Annotated in this window: 16 protein-coding genes; 6 read left to right on the forward strand and 10 right to left on the reverse strand. The window is 38.9% G+C overall.

Annotated elements, in window-relative coordinates; all coding sequences use genetic code 11:
• Window positions 1-68 precede the first annotated feature (68 nt).
• Window positions 69-1,256, reverse strand: coding sequence for a multidrug effflux MFS transporter (locus ABE954_RS15680; RefSeq protein WP_129466748.1), 1,188 nt, complete (start codon window positions 1,254-1,256; stop codon window positions 69-71).
• A gap of 189 nt (window positions 1,257-1,445) precedes the next feature.
• A complete protein-coding gene (gene gndA, locus ABE954_RS15685) occupies window positions 1,446-2,852 on the reverse strand; it encodes an NADP-dependent phosphogluconate dehydrogenase (RefSeq protein ID WP_042846554.1) in 1,407 nt (468 codons plus the stop codon).
• 242 nt (window positions 2,853-3,094) lie between these two features.
• Here gndA and ABE954_RS15690 point away from each other — a divergent pair, with 242 nt between their 5' ends.
• Both ABE954_RS15690 and ABE954_RS15695 read left to right on the forward strand, forming a co-directional pair.
• Window positions 3,095-4,678: a TerC family protein gene (locus ABE954_RS15690; RefSeq protein WP_129466749.1), complete on the forward strand. Its 1,584-nt coding sequence runs from the start codon at window positions 3,095-3,097 to the stop codon at window positions 4,676-4,678.
• Between the two features lie 182 nt (window positions 4,679-4,860).
• Window positions 4,861-5,421, forward strand: coding sequence for a hypothetical protein (locus ABE954_RS15695; RefSeq protein WP_166685349.1), 561 nt, complete (start codon window positions 4,861-4,863; stop codon window positions 5,419-5,421).
• Between the two features lie 168 nt (window positions 5,422-5,589).
• On the opposite strand, the gene asmA is transcribed toward ABE954_RS15695, so the two are convergent.
• From asmA to apbC, 6 genes are all read right to left on the reverse strand, one after another.
• Window positions 5,590-7,428 carry an outer membrane assembly protein AsmA gene (asmA, locus tag ABE954_RS15700; protein ID WP_129466751.1) on the reverse strand — a complete coding sequence of 613 codons (1,839 nt, stop codon included), beginning with the start codon at window positions 7,426-7,428 and terminating at the stop codon, window positions 5,590-5,592.
• Window positions 7,429-7,555: 127 nt separating this feature from the next.
• Window positions 7,556-8,137: a dCTP deaminase gene (dcd, locus tag ABE954_RS15705; RefSeq protein WP_042846558.1), complete on the reverse strand. Its 582-nt coding sequence runs from the start codon at window positions 8,135-8,137 to the stop codon at window positions 7,556-7,558.
• A 42-nt stretch (window positions 8,138-8,179) separates the two neighbouring features.
• Window positions 8,180-8,824, reverse strand: a complete 645-nt coding sequence (udk, locus tag ABE954_RS15710) for a uridine kinase (protein ID WP_042846559.1) — start codon at window positions 8,822-8,824, stop codon at window positions 8,180-8,182.
• Window positions 8,825-9,003: 179 nt separating this feature from the next.
• The gene (htpX, locus tag ABE954_RS15715; RefSeq protein ID WP_042846560.1) at window positions 9,004-9,960 is read right to left on the reverse strand and encodes a zinc metalloprotease HtpX; all 957 of its coding nucleotides are present in this window, start codon (window positions 9,958-9,960) and stop codon (window positions 9,004-9,006) included.
• A 101-nt stretch (window positions 9,961-10,061) separates the two neighbouring features.
• A complete protein-coding gene (locus ABE954_RS15720; RefSeq protein ID WP_042846562.1) occupies window positions 10,062-10,622 on the reverse strand; it encodes a LemA family protein in 561 nt (186 codons plus the stop codon).
• Between the two features lie 283 nt (window positions 10,623-10,905).
• Window positions 10,906-12,018 (reverse strand): iron-sulfur cluster carrier protein ApbC, encoded by a 1,113-nt coding sequence (gene apbC, locus ABE954_RS15725; RefSeq protein ID WP_042846563.1) that lies wholly within the window; start codon window positions 12,016-12,018, stop codon window positions 10,906-10,908.
• A gap of 338 nt (window positions 12,019-12,356) precedes the next feature.
• Between apbC and metG the strand changes: the two genes are divergently transcribed.
• The 4 genes from metG to cdd all read left to right on the forward strand — a co-directional run bounded on the left by metG (window position 12,357) and on the right by cdd (window position 16,783).
• On the forward strand, window positions 12,357-14,384 hold the full coding sequence (gene metG, locus ABE954_RS15730) for a methionine--tRNA ligase (protein WP_042846564.1): 2,028 nt from the start codon (window positions 12,357-12,359) through the stop codon (window positions 14,382-14,384).
• Between the two features lie 144 nt (window positions 14,385-14,528).
• Window positions 14,529-14,996 carry a CidA/LrgA family protein gene (locus ABE954_RS15735; RefSeq protein ID WP_042846565.1) on the forward strand — a complete coding sequence of 156 codons (468 nt, stop codon included), beginning with the start codon at window positions 14,529-14,531 and terminating at the stop codon, window positions 14,994-14,996.
• A complete protein-coding gene (locus ABE954_RS15740) occupies window positions 14,996-15,691 on the forward strand; it encodes a CidB/LrgB family autolysis modulator (RefSeq protein WP_042846566.1) in 696 nt (231 codons plus the stop codon). The genes ABE954_RS15735 and ABE954_RS15740 overlap by 1 nt, the downstream gene beginning before the upstream one ends.
• A 204-nt stretch (window positions 15,692-15,895) precedes the next feature.
• Entirely contained in the window at window positions 15,896-16,783 is an 888-nt protein-coding gene (gene cdd / locus ABE954_RS15745) for a cytidine deaminase (RefSeq protein WP_129466752.1), read from the forward strand.
• A gap of 157 nt (window positions 16,784-16,940) precedes the next feature.
• Here the strand turns inward: cdd and ABE954_RS15750 are convergent, their stop codons facing one another.
• Together ABE954_RS15750 and ABE954_RS15755 are read right to left on the reverse strand one after the other, a co-directional pair.
• Window positions 16,941-17,588: a hypothetical protein gene (locus ABE954_RS15750; RefSeq protein WP_129466753.1), complete on the reverse strand. Its 648-nt coding sequence runs from the start codon at window positions 17,586-17,588 to the stop codon at window positions 16,941-16,943.
• Window positions 17,575-18,099, reverse strand: coding sequence for a hypothetical protein (locus ABE954_RS15755; protein WP_206227275.1), 525 nt, complete (start codon window positions 18,097-18,099; stop codon window positions 17,575-17,577). Before ABE954_RS15755 ends, ABE954_RS15750 begins: the two co-directional genes overlap by 14 nt.
• Window positions 18,100-18,109 lie beyond the last annotated feature (10 nt).

An 18,109-nucleotide genomic window follows, 5' to 3' on the forward strand; every position in this document is an offset into this window, starting at 1 on the left:
TTAGCATAAAGTAATCTCAAGGCTCAATTAACATTGCTAGCTAATCGAGCCTTGAATAGCATTAATAATTAATGACTTTCGTCTTTAGTTAATTTTAAGCTCGCCTTTCTTGCAACTAAGCCAAAAATACAACCAATTAACATAACTATCGCTAGGGATAGTTTCGGGGCGATAGGTAAAGCAATGGCAAATAACCCTAACCCTGCTCCTCCTGCCATTTGCACAAACCCCACTAACGCAGAAGCCGTCCCGGCTTCGTTACCAAATGGTTCTAAGGCATAACTTGTTGCGGTGCCCATCATAAAGGCAAGGCCGGTACAAGCACATGCGACAGGTAACATATACACAGCCCAATGATTTTGCACTTGTTCAGAGAGTAAAATAAAACCAAGCAGCAACCCTAAACAACCTAATGCCATCATCGTACTGCCCACTAATAAACAAGTTGGCCGGCCAATTTTATGAATAAAGTAATTGGCAATATAGCTGGCAAACATGATCCAAAAACCATTTATTCCAAATACAATAGAAAATTCTAGTGGGGTAAGTTGTGCATCCCCCATTAGAACACTGGGCGCAAGGGAAACATAAGTTAGTGCCATCCCCATAGTCCCTGCATTAACCAAAGCAAAAATGATAAATTGACGGTCACCCAAAATCCGCCAATAGGTTTTAAGTTGGGTCGTTTTTACTGCTGGCAAATTTGTTGGCCGTGTTTCCGGTAATAATATGATAATCAGTACTAATATTACCAACGCATACAGTGCAAGGAACCAAAATGGCGCGCGCCACCCCCAAGCCTCTGCCAATAACCCCCCTAATAATGGGGCCAATGCAGGAACAATATTGAGTGTACCATTTAGAAAACCGAAAGCTCGCGCCGCTTCTGTACCATTCATCCGGTCGCGCACACAACTAAAAGCCACTACAGAAGTGCAACAAACCGCAACTCCCTGCAATAAACGAGAAGCAATAAATACTGCCGGTGTCGTTGCTACAATCGCAACACCTGCACCGATGATATATAGCACCATACCTGCAATCGCGACAGGTTTTCGTCCATATCTATCCACTAGTGGGCCCGAAATTAATTGCCCTAACCCCAGAACGAGAATGAACAGTGCTATCGTTGACTGGATCACCGACTCACTGCTACCTAAATCCCTCGCAATATCAGGTATTGTCGGCAAATATAAATCAATCCCTAATGGACCAAGTAATACTAATAAAAGCAATAAAATAAGAAAGTTACGCATAAACCATGCCTAGACTCGATAAAATATAATTTAAAAAATATTCGCTGTTATAAATTATAATAAAGCTATATTCGATACCGAATAAGCGATTTACTCATCGTTATAAATTAACCATTTTACGGTGCTTAAAAGTCAAAAAAGGCGCTAAACCTAGCGCCTTTTATGTCATCAATAATCAATGATGACGGATTATTCCATCCATTCTGTGTGGAAAACACCGTCTTTATCCGTACGTTTATAAGTGTGAGCACCAAAGTAGTCACGCTGCGCTTGGATTAAGTTTGCAGGCAATACCGCTGAACGGTAGCTATCATAGTAAGAAATTGCTGCTGAGAACGTTGGTGTAGGTATGCCATTTTGCACCCCATAACAAACAACATCACGCAGAGCTTGTTGGTATTCATCGGCAATTTGTTTGAAATATGGCGCTAACAGCAAGTTGGCAATTTTTGCATCTTGGTTATAAGCGTCAGTGATTTTTTGCAAGAATTGAGCACGAATAATACAACCCGCACGGAAAATTTTCGCGATTTCACCGTAGTTGAGGTCCCAATTATATTCATCTGATGCCGCTTTCAGCTGTTGGAAACCTTGCGCATAAGAAACAATTTTACCTAGATATAACGCACGGCGAATTTTCTCAATAAATGCTTTTTTATCACCATCAACTGCTTTTAATACTGGGCCACTTAATACTTTAGAGGCGGCTACACGTTGGTCTTTCAAGAATGAAATATAACGCGCAAATACAGATTCAGTGATCAGAGTCAGAGGAATGCCTAAATCAAGAGCACTTTGGCTAGTCCATTTACCTGTCCCTTTATTTGCTGCTTCATCAAGGATCACATCAACCAGATATTTACCATCTTCATCTTTTTTCTTGAAGATATCTGCTGTGATTTCAATCAAATAGCTGCTTAACTCACCTTTATTCCACTCTGCAAAGGTGTCTGCCAATTCTTCGTTACTTAAGTTCAATGAGCCTTTTAGCAATGAATATGCTTCTGCAATTAATTGCATATCACCATATTCGATACCATTGTGAACCATTTTGACATAGTGCCCTGCACCATCTGGACCAATATAAGTCACACATGGCTCGCCTTCTGCTTTCGCTGCAATCTCTTTTAAAATTGGAGCAACTAATTCATAAGCTTCTTTTTGACCGCCAGGCATGATTGAAGGGCCTTTCAATGCACCTTCTTCACCACCAGAAACACCTGTACCGATGAAGTTGAAACCTTGTTCAGATAATTCGCGATTACGACGGATAGTATCTTTATAAAGAGTGTTACCACCATCTATTAAGATATCACCTTTGTCCAAATGAGGAGTCAGCGAGGCAATTGTTTTGTCTGTTGCTTCACCCGCTTTAACCATCAACAAGATGCGGCGTGGTTTTTCCAGAGAGTCAACAAACTCTTCAATTGTATAGTTGGGAACTAATTTTTTCCCTGGATTTTCGGCGATAACTTCATCTGTTTTATCTTTAGAACGGTTAAAGATAGACACTGAATAACCGCGGCTTTCAATGTTCAGCGCAAGATTGCGCCCCATGACAGCCATTCCGACAACACCAATCTGCTGCTTTGACATGAAAAACTCCTGTCTGATTAGGACCAAGTCAGCCTTGATAGTGCTGACATTCTGTTAACGGGATCACATATTAACCTAGGATTGTGCAGCATGGTAGTTATTGATGCAATCGATGACGTATTCACGACTTTTTTTGTCAAAAAATATCTAACTAAAGTGAATTTTTATTGATATTTAGTTCAACAAACCGCATTATTCACCTGTCGGCATAAGCCGTCATATCAGAAGGTAAAACAAACTGTATGGAATGGATCGCAGATCCTTCGATTTGGGCGGGCCTCGCTACCCTTATCGTTCTAGAAATCGTTCTTGGTATAGATAACCTCGTTTTCATCGCCATTCTAGCTGACAAGCTCCCGCCTAAGTTGCGTGATAGAGCCCGTGTAACGGGGCTTATGCTTGCACTTATCATGCGCGTTGTCCTGCTCTTTAGCCTGTCATGGCTAATTACGCTAACGAAACCAATATTGACACTCTTTGAGCATCCTTTCAGCGCTCGGGATCTGATCATGTTGATCGGGGGGCTATTCCTATTGTTCAAAGCAACAATGGAGCTAAACGAACGACTAGAAGGTAAAGACGAGCACACTAATACTCAACGAAAAACATCGAATTTCTGGGCTGTTGTTGCACAAATCATTGTTCTTGATGCGGTTTTCTCTCTTGACTCTGTCATTACAGCTGTCGGTATGGTTGACCATATTGGCGTCATGATTGCCGCAGTCACTATTGCAATGCTGTTGATGATTTGGGCAAGTAAACCGTTGACTAGCTTTGTCAATAACCACCCCACCATTGTCATACTGTGTTTAAGCTTCTTACTTATGATTGGTTTCAGCTTAGTTGCCGAAGGCTTCGGTTATGCCATACCGAAAGGCTACTTATATGCTGCGATCGGCTTCTCTATCATGATTGAAGTTCTTAACCAATTTGCGCAGTTCAATCGCCGTAAATTCCTGACGGGAACAAGGCCTCTGCGCGAACGTACTGCTGAAGCGGTATTACGTATTTTAAGTGGTAAAGCAGAAAGAGGCGAATTAGACCCTCACACATCAGATCTGATTGCGGATAACCAATCTGTTTTTGACCCGCAAGAACGTTTGATGATTGCGCGTGTCTTAGGTATGGCACAACGTAACGTTGAGAGTATTATGACCTCACGTCATGATGTGGATTACCTCGACATCAATAAATCCTCCGCCGATTTACTGCAATTGATGGAGAAAAACCCGCATTCACGCTTAGTGGTTATAGATGAAACAATTAGTGATGAACCTGTTGGTGTTGTTCATGTAATGGATTTAGTCAAACAACAGCTTCGTGGTAAACCGCTTAATTTGCGTGCATTAATCACGCAACCTCTAATTTTCCCTGAAGGGTTATCACTATTAAAAGCATTAGAACAGTTCCGTAAAGCCCATACACACTTTGCGTTTGTTGTGGATGAATTTGGCTCTATCGAAGGTATCGTCACATTGACCGACGTAATGGAAACAATCGCGGGTAACTTGCCTGTTGGTGATGAAGAAAATGACTCACGCCACGATATTCAAAAACTGGATGATGGTACTTGGATTGCCAACGGCTTTATGCCACTTGAAGACCTGATCATGTTTATCCCAATGGAATTAGACGATAAGCGTGAATATGAAACAATTGCAGGTTTACTAATGGAACACTTACAGCGCGTTCCTGAAGTAGGCGAACAGATGACTATCAATGGCTGCGTATTCCAACCACTTGAAGTCAACAGTCATCGTGTTAATAAAGTGCTCATTACACCGCCAGCACCCGAAGGTGATGGCTATGAATTTGAAGATGACTAACCTTTAGCTCTAAACAAAATAAATACCGGCCTCTGAGCCGGTATTTTTATTTCACTTTTAGTGAAAAATGGCTATTTAATAGCAGTAAATAAAAAACAACATCGTTTTTTAAAAGAATAATCATTGAAATACTGAATAATTTATAGCATTGAATACACCTAATCTTTAACCAAGGTCATGCTATGTATATAAAAACTCAGTCTCCAAATATAAATACGTTAAAAACACAGAAAATTAACCAAACTACAAATAAATCATCAGGAAAGGTTGCTGTTACCGCTAATCAACTTCAAAATAATACTGAACAATATCCTATGGCTTCTAAAAAGAAAGTCCGCTTTTTAGAAAACGACCAAATGAAAGAATTATCTCGTCAAGAGACCACGAGTAAACTCTCAAAAAATAAATCTACTGATGCATTAACCAAAAAAGAATTACTAATTACATCAGAGAAAATAATCCATAAGCAAGATATAAAAGATTTAAGAAATTACATATCTAAAAGCTTAGATTTAATTTCCAAACAAATAAAAAAAATAGGCACCTCAGATGATCGAGGGTGTAAAGTTACCCTATCTAAAGATACGATGAATAAGTTTAATAACATATTATTAAACTTAAAAGATAATATTCAACACTATAAGAATGAATTAGGGCGTTCAACTTACCAGCACAATAGTAATAAAGAAAAAACACTTAGCAAATTAGAAAATAAATTAAGTAAACAACAGGGGAATTTATAAAAAGTGAAGGAAGAAGTAACTATTTATCTAGGGATAGTTCAGTTAAGCAGACTAAAAATACCTTTGAAAACACAAAACAAAGATAAGAAGATTATAAAAATGGAAATGGCTACTATTAATGTCCATTTGCATTTATAAAAAACGCCCAATAAAGGGCGTTTTTTTAAGTTAAAGCGCGTTTAATAAATCATTAAGCCCTTTATTTTCTTCTTTTTTTAAGAAATTACCAATGGCTTCTTTAGCTTGAGTTCGTAATTCATTTCGCAAGAGTTTTTCCACATCTAGCTGGTACTGTAAACTATACCAGCTACCGTAAATCCGCAGAGGAATTGTCATCTCTTGTAGCTGTTTAACCAAGCGTGAATCCCCTCCCCAACCATTGGCGATATTCACACCTAAATTAACATCTATAGTTTCATTAGGGATATTCATATTCCCTTGACCATTAATATTAACCAAGGCAGAGGTCGCTTGCATGGAGGATATATTTAAATTACCTTTATTCAAAATACCAGCTACCTTGAATAAATCTACTTCCGTATAATTACCAGTATTAACGGGAGCATTTATTTTATTCGTAACACGAGAAACCGACTGCTGAATTAGTTGTGGGATATTCAAGCCTTGTAATTTGGCACTTCTCAATTCAAAGCTAACCGGCCCCTGCCATTGGTTTTTTACCGCATAATCATCATACCCAATACCCGATAAGGTTGCATTTAACGAAATAATACCGCTTATTTTCTGCGGCATATTAAATGCTTTTAGTAATGGTGTTAAATCGATATGGTTAAATTTTGGCTTAGCTGAAACATAAGCAGGAGTTGAGCGGTAATTCAAGGTGACGGGCAATGAGAAATCCCCACCAAACGCTTTCCCTTGCAGTTTAGCAACGCTAAAACGTGGAGCTTGGTTTTGTGCCTCAAAAACCACATCAGTTACTGTCATTCCACGATAAACTAAATGATTAATAGCTAAATTAATATCTGCGGTAAAAGACTGTAAACCAGATAAATCATACTGTTGAGTATTTGAACCTGATATCACAGGTTTAACACCGATACGGTTATTATTTGTCTCAGCCGTTGAATTAGAATCAGCCGCTGCTGTACCAAGTAAGTTATCTAAATCTAATTTATCTGAAACTAACTCAATCGCCACTTTTGGGATATCTGTTAATTGGATACTGATATTGCCCGTTAAGCTACTCTCATTGGCTTTGATCAACAAATTACTCAAACTTGCATTTTCTATTTTCCCTTTTGAATACAGGAAATCGCTGGTAATCTGCCCTTCTATACCGTTTTCGGGTAAATCAACACCACTTAATTTATAGTCAAATTGTGTCAACTTCCCACTAATCTTTTGATTAATATTAGATAAATCTATATCAGCCCGTGTATCAAAAATAAGTTCTTGCTGGTTTTTATTCAAGTTACCACTGAATTTGGCTGCGATTTGTTTTTTATCACTTTTTTTCAATGATAAATTTATATTTCGTAAATTAAATTCGTCTTTAGCAGTTTGCCAGATAACTAAGCTATTGGATATATTGATTTTTTCTATATCTAATAACCAATTAGTTTTTTCTGTTGGAGAGGATGATGGCGCTGTTCCGCCAGGGGCTACTGGGGCATTGGTGTGAATTTTGGGTTCGCTTTCTGGTGTTTTGCGAATGACCGCACCATCAATCACAATTTGCTCAACGGAGAGCTTATGAGAAATAAGCGGCCATAATTCAACATCTAGGCGCATGTTTTCCGCACTAAGAACAGGAGTTGTCGCATTAGGAGCTGTGAGAGATATCGGCCCCGTAATAATACTGAGTGTAGGCCAAACATGCCAACGCATATCCCCATTGAATTCAAGCTGATATCCACTTTTTTTATCTACTTGTTCCACAATGTAATGACGGAAATCGTTGGGGTTTACTAGCATCACAAGTGTTGTCAAACCCGCAACAATGACCACAAGTAAAATAATCAATGTCGTTAAAAAACGTTTCATGCTTCCCTCTCTTAAAACCCACCAGCGCCCATCATAAAGCGAACTTACACCACGGCTATCCCTGAAAATGGGCGGAAATTGCTTCTCATATCCTTCAAGAACAACAAGTTCCGCAAAATTACAGTGCTTAGTCTTCGCTAATCCGGCTACCTACTGCACCTTGTTGGTTTTTATATTTAGCATCTTGACGGCTATTATATGGGCGGTCTGCACTACCAGATAATGGCTCAAAACTTAAAGCACCGATCACCATACCCGGACGTAACGCTAAAGGCAATTTCCCAGAATTATAAAACTCTAACACGATTTGCCCATGCCAGCCGGGATCGATTCGATGTGCTGTTACGTGTACCATCAAACCCAGCCTTGCTAGTGAAGAACGACCATCTAACCAACCAACAAGATTGTCAGGGAGCGTAACAGACTCAAGCGTCACTGCAAGTGCTAATTCCCCTGGATGTAGGAAAAATGGTTCATCTTCACCTAGCACGATTTCATCGCTCATTACACGATCCAACGCGGCATTAACCTCATTTTTGGGACCGCTCAGGTCAATAAATGCAGCGGTATGCCCACGAAAAACACGGAATTGATTACCCAGTCGAACATCAGCGGTTGCACCATTAATCCGTTCAACGGGTGGGCGTGGGCTAATGACTAATTTACCATCATCCATCCATTGAATAATATCGCGGTCACATAGACGCATGGTTGTTTCCCCCTTCATTATTTTAGTCTCTGCGCTAATTTGTTAATCTTGACAGAATTCACCAATTTTTGCTTTCAAGACATCTATCGCAACCCGGTTTTTACCACCGCGAGGTACAATAATATCAGCATATTGCTTAGACGGTTCAATAAACTGCAAAAACATTGGGCGCACAGTTTTATTATATTGTTCGATGACAGAATCAAGTGTTCTGCCCCTTTCATTTACATCACGTTTAATGCGGCGCATCAAGCAAATATCGAGTGGAGTATCAACAAAAATAGAAAAGTCCATCTCACCACGTAAGCGTTTATCAGTTAACAATAAAATGCCTTCAATGATAATGACTTTTTTAGGTTTAAACGTAATGGTTTTTTGTTTGCGAGTATGAGCGACATAGTCGTATTGAGGAATTTCTACTGCTTGACCACTTTTCAGTGATTTAAGATGCTCATAAAGCAAGCTGTGATCCATTGAATTAGGATGGTCATAGTTTACTTTAAGCCGTTCTTCCATTGGAATATCTGCTTGGTCTTTATAATAACAGTCCTCTGGAATAACACCTATATTATGATCACCGACCTTTTCCCTAAGTTCTCGATATAGAGTGCTTGCAATTAAGCTTTTGCCAGATGCAGAGGCTCCCGATATACCTACAATGGTACAGTGATGCGCTATGTCAGTCATAAAATGATAACCTGGTTAAATATTTTAGAAATGAAAATACATAACATAGAAATGTTATGTTGGCGGAATTATAGGGGGTAATGACGTGTTGTTCCAGCATCCCTCGGCAAAGTTTGCTAAAAAAACGCCAATATTTGAAGAAAAGCCGCTAATCAATACTCGCTGTATTTATTTTACTATTAAAATTGCTTTTTACCTTCCAAGACAGCAATGCGGTTTTCAATAGATGGGTGTGTAGAAAAAACTGAATCTCCCTTATTAAAAATATAAGCCGCTTTTCGATAAGCCTGACCAGTACTTCGCTCATCGTACTCATGGGTTTCATGCTTCCCAGATATTTTTTTCAACGCACTGATCATGGCTTGGTTATCAGATGTCAGATCGACTGCGGCTGCATCTGCCATATATTCACGTGTGCGAGATAAGTAAAAATAAAGAATTTGTGTTATCCACGGTAAAACGAAATTAAGGACTAGTAAAATAACTTGAGCCTTATTAGCGGCATTATTTCTGCTTCGCCCAGCCGTGCGAATAAAGATTTGGCTAAATAAATTGGTCACCGTCAAAATAACATTTGCTAAAATACCCACATACAAGGTTAATTTTGAGTCCCCATGGATAATATGCCCCACTTCATGAGCTAAAACGGCCTGAACCTCCTGTCGATTAAGGCTTTGAAGCAAACCTCGGGTCACTCCCACAAGGGCATTACGTTTGTTCCACCCCGCAGCAAAAGCATTCGGCTCGTCAGTATCTAAAATATATAAACGTGGAATATAACCTAAACTAGCGCTCAAACTAAGCTCTTCGATAATATTGAACAGTTGTTTTTCTTCAGAACTTTTTGCATTTTCCTGAGTGATTTCCCTAGCGTTCATTCCCGCTAGCATCATTTTATGCCCTCTAAAATGAATATAAATCAACCCAAGAAATGTCAAACCTAGAACAATAAATGTCGCTATAGGCCACTCTTGAAACGTCACAAACTCCATCGCATTATCAAACAAATCTAGCTGTTCATTTGGGTGCGTTGCAATATCCGCCAGTAAACCAATGACTAACATTAGCAAAATGTAACTCATCACAACTAAACGAGTACGAATATTATTTTTGCGTATGACGTTTCTAAAATCCATAAAATGACCTGTTCTCTACAATAATACAAAACATTGGAATGCTGTCGAGAAGGAACCTCAGCACCCCAATGATTTTTCAATATTATGAATTAAAACGATATTTAATCGAAGTTAATACGACGTGATTCTTCAGATTTAATCGTTTCTTCATCAAGACGCCAGTATTCCTTAGATATTTTTAAGCTCGGAATAATACCAACAATCAGTGCAGCTGGCATTGAGGCTATATAAGCGTTATACGTTTCTAATGAACGGTTATAACCACGTTTGGCAAAAGAAAGTTTATTCTCAGAAGAAACGATTTCCTCTTGCAAATTGGCCATAATCGCATCTGACTTTAACTCTGGATAAGCTTCAACCGCAACATTGATAGCGCCACTAGTCACCATTTTAGACAGCGCATCTTCCGCTTCTCGTGCTTTATCCCCTGTTGCATTTTGTGCTTGGGTTCGTAGTTCAGTAATTTTACTGAAAACTTCGGTTTCATGGCTTAAATATTTTTTAACCGTTGCAAGCAAACTATCAAATACTTTTCCACGGCGATCTAATTGAACTGAAATTTCAGTTTCACTAGAAATAACCGCTTCACGCAATGCCACAATGCGGTTATAAAAGTAAAAAATAATAATCGCTATAACAACAATAAAAATTAAAAATTTCATAATCACCTTTTAGGGCTTACCCGCAGGAAGACAACTGATTAAACAAGATATGCTGCTATTCTACGCGAACATTAAGCAATAAAGAAACGCTAAGCATATAAATCAGAAAAATAGAAAGTTTAGGTAAACATTTTTCCGTTATAAGAGATATAAAAAACAAAAAGAAAAATACAACTCAGAACATTTGCTAATAAAAAAGGGGAAAAGCCGCGCTTACCCCCTATTTCACTTATTAAGCTAGTTTACTTTTAGCGCTCAATAATGGTTTCTACTTTGCGATAACTTAAACCGCACGGAAAGAAATTTCCGTTGGGATTTTATCCCCTTCCCAATACATAAGTGCAGAAATACCTGACGCAATTTCACGGTAAATATCCGCAAACTCACCTTCAGGGTCACGCATAACTGTCGGTTGCCCGCGGTCTAAGTCTTCACGTAGAGAGATATGCAGTGGAACCTGCCCTAATAACTTAGTATGGTATTTTTCTGCTAATTTCTCTGCGCCACCAGTACCAAAAATTGGTTCAACATGGCCACAATTACTACAAATATGAGCACTCATATTTTCGACCACTCCCAGTACAGGGACATTCACTTTCTTAAACATCACGATACCTTTCATGGCATCAACTAATGCGATATCTTGTGGGGTAGTAACAACCACTGCACCGGTTACTGGGATATTTTGTGACAGTGTGAGTTGAATATCACCCGTTCCTGGTGGCATATCGATAACTAAATAGTCTAAATCTGGCCATAGTGTATCTTGGAGCATTTGCATTAATGCTTTGCTTGCCATTGGGCCACGCCAAACCATCGCATTATCGTCAGTAACTAAATAACCGATTGAATTCGTTGCTAGACCATAAGCCATTATCGGTGCCATGTGCTGACCATCAGGAGATGTAGGGCGCTCTAGTGTGGTCCCTAACATATTCGGAATTGATGGGCCATAGATATCCGCATCAAGAATACCGACTTTAGCCCCTTCTTGCGCCAAAGCTAATGCTAAGTTTACCGAGGTACTTGATTTACCAACACCACCTTTACCTGAACTCACCGCTAAGATATTACGAACACCATTAATACCGGGCAAATCATTTGCTCGTTTTAACGTCGTAATATCATGACGAAGTTTCCATTCAACTGCGTGTGCGCCGGTTTGTTGTTTTAATTCTGCTGTTTTTTCGCTAATTAATGCTTGAAACGGCCCTTTCCAAACGAAAGGCATCACTAACTCGACATGCAGCACATTGTCCAACATTGCGCAGTGGTGTAATGCTTTAATAGCAATCAAATTACGTTGCAGCGTTGGGTGTGTAAATGAAGCCAAAACCTTGGAGACTTGTTCAGTCAACAGTTCTGGTTTGTTTTGCTCGGGGGATTTATCGTTCATCCCGGCTCCTTTATTTATATTTTTGAACTATGTATATCCTAAATAGCGTCTCTAGGTTTATCAAACTCAGTAAACTACCGAAGATCCGCTGAATATACTTTGACTAAGATTAATCATAACAGAGAACACAAAAAATAGTGAAGCTAAGCTCAGGAAAAGCCACGAAGAGTTAATCTCCCCCCCCTAAAGTGAACTGAATGACAAAGTTTTATGGTGTCTCAGATAACAATTTCTTTTTTAAACAAATTTCCAATTAATATTTTATACCCCTAGCAGCGATGGTTTTGATCGGTTAACATCAAAGACCCTTTTCAAATAATGGAAGTAAGAAAGTTACTATGTCTCAAGTCGCGAATAAATCACTGGTAACCTGTGCGTTACCCTATGCTAACGGTTCAATCCATCTTGGTCATATCCTGGAACATATTCAGGCTGATATTTGGGTCCGTTATCAGCGAATGCGCGGCAAAGAGGTTCACTTTATCTGTGCCGATGACGCGCACGGTACGCCAATCATGCTTAAAGCGCAGCAACTCGGTATTACTCCCGAAGAAATGATTGCAGCAGTGAGCCAAGAGCATCAGGACGATTTTGCTGGTTTTGCCATTAGCTATGATAATTACCACTCAACACATAGTGCAGAAAATAAAACATTATCAGAACTGATTTATGGGAAGCTGAAAAATAACGGTTTTATTAAAAACCGAACCATTTCACAGCTTTTCGACCCAGAAAAAGGCATGTTTTTACCTGATCGCTTCGTTAAAGGCACTTGCCCAAAATGTAAAGCTGAAGACCAATACGGTGACAACTGCGAAGTGTGTAGCGCAACCTATAGCCCAACGGAATTAATTAATCCACGTTCGGTGATTTCTGGTGCTACACCTGTAATGCGTGATTCCGAACACTTTTTCTTTGATCTTCCTGCATTTAGCGACATGCTTCAAGCGTGGACTCGCTCAGGCGCATTACAAGAACAAGTCGCAAACAAAATGCAAGAATGGTTCGAATCAGGCCTACAACAATGGGATATCACCCGTGATGCGCCTTATTTCGGTTTTGAAATTCCTGATGCGCCGGGGAAATATTTCTATGTCTGGCTTGACGCTCCTATCGGCTATATGGGCTCATTTAAAAACCTCTGTGATAAACGCGGTGATCTCGATTTCGATGAATTTTGGAATAAGGACTCAAAAACTGATCTTTACCATTTTATTGGTAAAGACATCGTCTATTTCCATAGCCTATTTTGGCCAGCCATGCTAGAAGGCAGTAATTTCCGTAAACCGACAAATTTATTTGTTCATGGCTATGTCACGGTAAACGGTGCAAAAATGTCTAAATCGCGCGGTACTTTTATTACTGCTCGTTCATATTTAGATCATTTAGATGCTGATTGCTTACGCTATTACTATGCAGCGAAGCTATCTTCACGTATTGATGATATCGATTTGAATTTAGAAGACTTCGTACAACGAGTGAACAGTGATATCGTCAATAAAGTGGTTAACCTAGCCTCCCGTAATGCAGGTTTTATCGCTAAACGCTTTGATGGCAAATTATCAGCAAACTTAGCTGAACCTGAGCTATACCAACAGTTTGTCGATGCTGCAAAAATCATTGGTGAGGACTATAACAACCGCGAATACAATAAAGCTATCCGTGAAATTATGGCTCTGGCCGATATCGCTAACCGTTACGTAGATGAGAAAGCCCCTTGGGTGGTCGCGAAACAAGAAGGTAAAGACCAAGAGCTGCAAGATATTTGCTCTATGGGTATTAACTTGTTCCGAATTCTCATGACTTACCTGAAACCCGTTTTACCAGGTCTGACTAAACGTGCGGAAGCATTCTTAAATACGGAACTTGCATGGGATGCGATTAACACCCCATTATTGAACCACAGCGTCGCACCGTTCAAAGCGCTATTTAACCGTATTGAAATGGCAAAAGTAGATGCGATGGTTGAAGCCTCAAAAGAGAGCATCAAACCTATCCAGCAAGTTACTGGGCCTTTGGCTGACGATCCTGTCCAAGACACTATCACTTTTGATGATTTCGCTAAAATAGACCTACGTATCGCGTTAATCAAACATGCTGATTTTGTTGAAGGCTCTGATAAACTTTTGAAATTACAACTAGATATTGGTGGTGAAACTCGCCAAGTATTCTCTGGTATTCGCTCTGCTTATCCAGATCCAAAAGTATTAGAAGGCCGTTTAACCGTGATGGTTGCAAACCTTGCGCCACGTAAAATGCGCTTTGGTATTTCAGAGGGTATGGTAATGGCAGCAGGCCCTGGTGGAAAAGATATTTATCTGCTCAGCCCTGATAACGGAGCACAGCCAGGTATGCAAGTTAAATAACGAGCATATGCAGTAATCCAGTTATTTGTTATAAGTGGGGAGCTAAAAACTCCCCACTTTTTTATTGCCTTTTTATTGTGATCGGTAGCACAATTATAAAGTTAATTGTATGATGAATAGATATTACATAACAGGACCAGTCTCATGTCATTTAAGCAGGTACTGATAACGGGGTGGCAATATTTGCGCGCTTTTGCAATACTTTACCTCTGCCTGATTATCGGAAACCTTATTTCCGCACTACTTCCCTTTTCCATTCCCGGCAGCATTGTCGGTATGTTAATCTTATTTGTATTGCTTGCATTACAAATAATTCCAGCTCACTGGGCCCAACCCGGTTGCAGTATTTTATTGAAAAATATGACCATTCTGTTTGTTCCTATTGGTGTTGGCATAATGAATTACTATGAATTAATCAGTCAACAAATGGTTCCTATCATCGTTTCTTGTGTGGTCAGTACCTTAATCGTCATGGTCGTTGTTGCTATCAGTTCAAACTATATCCATAAAGAACGCCCTGTCGTTGGCGCTAAACCAGATGAAGTTCCGTTACCCCCTGAAGAACCTATTTCTTCGGTTATTAATAATGATAAAACTAAGGGGGAGGACTAATGCTAGCGCATATTTGGTGGTCATTGCCGCTGACTATTGTAGTGTTTTATTTAGCACGCCAGCTGTCAGTAAAATTTAAATTACCAATTTTAAACCCACTATTGGTCACAATAGCAGTGCTTATTACGCTATTAGTTTTAACTAACACATCCTATGAGCACTATTTTGCAGGTAGCAAAATACTCAATGATTTACTGCAACCTGCAGTCGTCGCGCTTGCTTTTCCACTTTATGAGCAAATGCACCAGATCCGCGCTCAGTGGAAATCCTTATTAAGCATTTGTTTTGCTGGTAGCTTAGTGGCTATGTTCAGTGGTGCAGCCATTGCACTCTGGTTAGGTGCAACCCCTGATATCGCAGGTTCTATTTTACCTAAGTCGGTCACTACCCCTATTGCGATGGCTGTTGCTGATTCGGTTGGTGGGGTCCCTGCCATTAGTGCTGCTTGTGTGTTGTTTGTTGGGATTTTAGGCGCCATGTTCGGCCATAGCTTATTTGATGTGCTGCGTATTCGAACCCACGCGTCTAGAGGCCTTGCAATGGGAACCGCTTCTCACGCCTTAGGCACCGCACGTTGCGCTGAAGTGAATTATATTGAAGGGGCTTATAGTTCACTAGCACTAATGACCTGTGGTGTGATCACTTCACTTATTGCTCCGTTTATATTTCCTGTCATTTTACATCTTTTTAGCTAAGCTTAACTCACTAAGAAAATAACTAATCATATGAGTAAGAGGAATTAATCAGCCTCTTACTCACTAGCGCACATTAAAACATGAGATACTTCTCTCAATTCAAGAATTTGTTTCATATGTTTCATTTAAAATAGTGACTTTAGTCACATATTGTTCTACGTATTATTGAATAGAATGAAAACAATTAAATAGGGAGGGTAACTCATGCATTCAAGATTTAAGGCCGCTTGGGCCGAGCTTCCAGAAAAGTTACAGTCTGTACTTAGACCTATCATCGATAAGTCCGATTTTTCGGGGATGTTAACCGCAGAACAAGTTAAAAATATTAAAACACAAAGTGGTATTAACGATTCGGAATTAGCTTTTGCATTGTTACCTTTTGCCGCAGCCTATGCCGTCACACCTATCTCCCATTTTCAAGTTGGTGCAATCGCTTGCGGTGCAAGTGGTAATTTGTACTTTGGTGCCAATATGGAATTTAGCCACGTATCAATGGGGCAAGTCATTCATGCAGAACAATGCGCTGTAACCCATTCATGGATGAAAGGTGAAACACAAATTACCTCAATTACCGTGAATTACACACCATGTGGGCACTGCCGCCAATTTATGAATGAATTACGCGAAGGTGGCAAAATTATGGTGAATTTACCAGGCCGCACACCTGCGGTACTACACCACTATTTACCAGACTCATTTGGGCCCTCTGACCTCAATATTACTACACTACTGCTAGACACTGTTGACCATGGTTATAAAAACCAAAGCCGTGACCGGTTATTAAGTGCAGCAATTGAGGCTGCAAACCAATCCCATGCACCTTATAGTAAGGCCCATTCAGGTATTGCGTTACAGTTGAAAGATGGCTCACTGTTTACAGGCCGCTACGCAGAGAATGCGGCATTCAACCCAAGTTTACCGCCACTGCAAGCCGCTTTAATTATGATTAACCTTGCAGGTAAAGATATTCATGCCATCGACCAAGCTAAATTTGTTGAAAAACAAGATGCGATTATCAAACATTGGTGTGTGACCGAAAATACATTACAGGCACTAGGTTGCCAAAATATTGAATTAGCTTATTTGGATTAATTTTATATTTATTTAAATATAACGGTTATTGCTGGGAGCTTGAATAAACAGCAATAACCGTATAGTTGCTATTAGAACTTTAATCTTGTTCACAGTACCATTTACCTGCAAAGTGGCCATCCATAATAGAACTCACTAGTTTTGATTAATATAAGCCCTAGTAAGTGAATTCATTAAACAATTTTTCTGTTTCATTTATCGTCTCTTCTAATGTAATAACTAAAGGGATCTTTCGCATTTTTTCTAGCCAAGCTTGGCTTTGTTGCTGTTTTATCGATGCAGATTGCGCGGCTTCTTCTTTCATATCTAGCCAAATGCTAGCAAATAACGCTGATTCACCATTAAGTGATTTATTAGAAAAGCTATTTAATAGTTTCCCTATAATTTTATTCTTTTTATCTATAGATAATACTTCAAATACATCTTTAAACAACCAACCTTCATAAGGAATCCCTGAATTTAACATCGCTTCTTTTTTTATTTTAATAAATTCTTGATGTGTAATATCACCAATTGGGATGTTATCACTTTCTTTGCGATTTTTCATAATTCGTCCATATGCTAATTTGACTTCTTTTTGATACCGACTCCGCTTTTCACTGGTGAATGACTCACCCCGTGCCTTCATATGATTATTTAAAAACTCTTTTTCTAGATAAATAAAAATACTGAAATATTTATCACTTGAATCATTTACCTTTTGAGGGTTATATTTTTCATTAAAAGAGTAACCTTTATTTATGAGAATTAAACATGATAAAATTATAAAAATTAATTTAGAAATAATAGATTTAGAAACCATCATTAGAACTCCTTTTATTCTTATTAAAATTCATTGAATTATTAATCATTTCTTCAAACATAAAGTCTAATTCTTTTTCTATATTTTTAACTAAAGTAATCCGCCTCATTTTCTCCAGCCATCTTTTGCTTTTAATTTGCTTGTCTGATGGTGGTTTGGAAGCTTCTCTTACCATTGCATACCAAAGCATCATGAATAATTTAGCTTCCTTCGCAGGATCGTTGTTATTCATCACAAAAATGAACTGTTGCCATAGTGCCTCTCGGTTTCTCTCATTAATAACATCTAAAACATCTGCTAAAATCCAAGCATAATAAGACATTCCCATTTCATTTAAATTCTCACGATAAAAACCCATTGCCTGTTCATGGCTTAATTTTTTAATAAATGCTTCCTTTGGATACTTTAAAAATTCTAACATTAGGTTATTATCTTTTTCACCCTTAAAAATGACTAATTTTTTTCTATCAAATATTAAATCCTTAGATTCAGAAAAGTATAACATCTGTAGCATAAAGAAAAGA

The sequence above is a fragment of the Providencia sp. TYF-12 genome, from assembly GCF_041344805.1.
GTDB classification, from domain to species: domain Bacteria; phylum Pseudomonadota; class Gammaproteobacteria; order Enterobacterales; family Enterobacteriaceae; genus Providencia; species Providencia huashanensis.

Excerpts from the sequence above, each read along its gene's own strand:
- ABE954_RS15695 (WP_166685349.1), top strand. The coding sequence starts at position 4,861 with ATGTATATAAAAACTCAGTCTCCAAATATAAATACGTTAAAAACACAG.
- gndA (WP_042846554.1), bottom strand. The coding sequence starts at position 2,852 with ATGTCAAAGCAGCAGATTGGTGTTGTCGGAATGGCTGTCATGGGGCGC.
- ABE954_RS15735 (WP_042846565.1), top strand. The coding sequence starts at position 14,529 with ATGTCATTTAAGCAGGTACTGATAACGGGGTGGCAATATTTGCGCGCT.
- ABE954_RS15690 (WP_129466749.1), top strand. The coding sequence starts at position 3,095 with ATGGAATGGATCGCAGATCCTTCGATTTGGGCGGGCCTCGCTACCCTT.
- ABE954_RS15755 (WP_206227275.1), bottom strand. The coding sequence starts at position 18,099 with ATGCTACAGATGTTATACTTTTCTGAATCTAAGGATTTAATATTTGAT.
- ABE954_RS15680 (WP_129466748.1), bottom strand. The coding sequence starts at position 1,256 with ATGCGTAACTTTCTTATTTTATTGCTTTTATTAGTATTACTTGGTCCA.
- htpX (WP_042846560.1), bottom strand. The coding sequence starts at position 9,960 with ATGGATTTTAGAAACGTCATACGCAAAAATAATATTCGTACTCGTTTA.
- dcd (WP_042846558.1), bottom strand. The coding sequence starts at position 8,137 with ATGCGTCTATGTGACCGCGATATTATTCAATGGATGGATGATGGTAAA.
- asmA (WP_129466751.1), bottom strand. The coding sequence starts at position 7,428 with ATGAAACGTTTTTTAACGACATTGATTATTTTACTTGTGGTCATTGTT.
- ABE954_RS15750 (WP_129466753.1), bottom strand. The coding sequence starts at position 17,588 with ATGATGGTTTCTAAATCTATTATTTCTAAATTAATTTTTATAATTTTA.
- cdd (WP_129466752.1), top strand. The coding sequence starts at position 15,896 with ATGCATTCAAGATTTAAGGCCGCTTGGGCCGAGCTTCCAGAAAAGTTA.
- ABE954_RS15720 (WP_042846562.1), bottom strand. The coding sequence starts at position 10,622 with ATGAAATTTTTAATTTTTATTGTTGTTATAGCGATTATTATTTTTTAC.
- apbC (WP_042846563.1), bottom strand. The coding sequence starts at position 12,018 with ATGAACGATAAATCCCCCGAGCAAAACAAACCAGAACTGTTGACTGAA.
- ABE954_RS15740 (WP_042846566.1), top strand. The coding sequence starts at position 14,996 with ATGCTAGCGCATATTTGGTGGTCATTGCCGCTGACTATTGTAGTGTTT.
- udk (WP_042846559.1), bottom strand. The coding sequence starts at position 8,824 with ATGACTGACATAGCGCATCACTGTACCATTGTAGGTATATCGGGAGCC.
- metG (WP_042846564.1), top strand. The coding sequence starts at position 12,357 with ATGTCTCAAGTCGCGAATAAATCACTGGTAACCTGTGCGTTACCCTAT.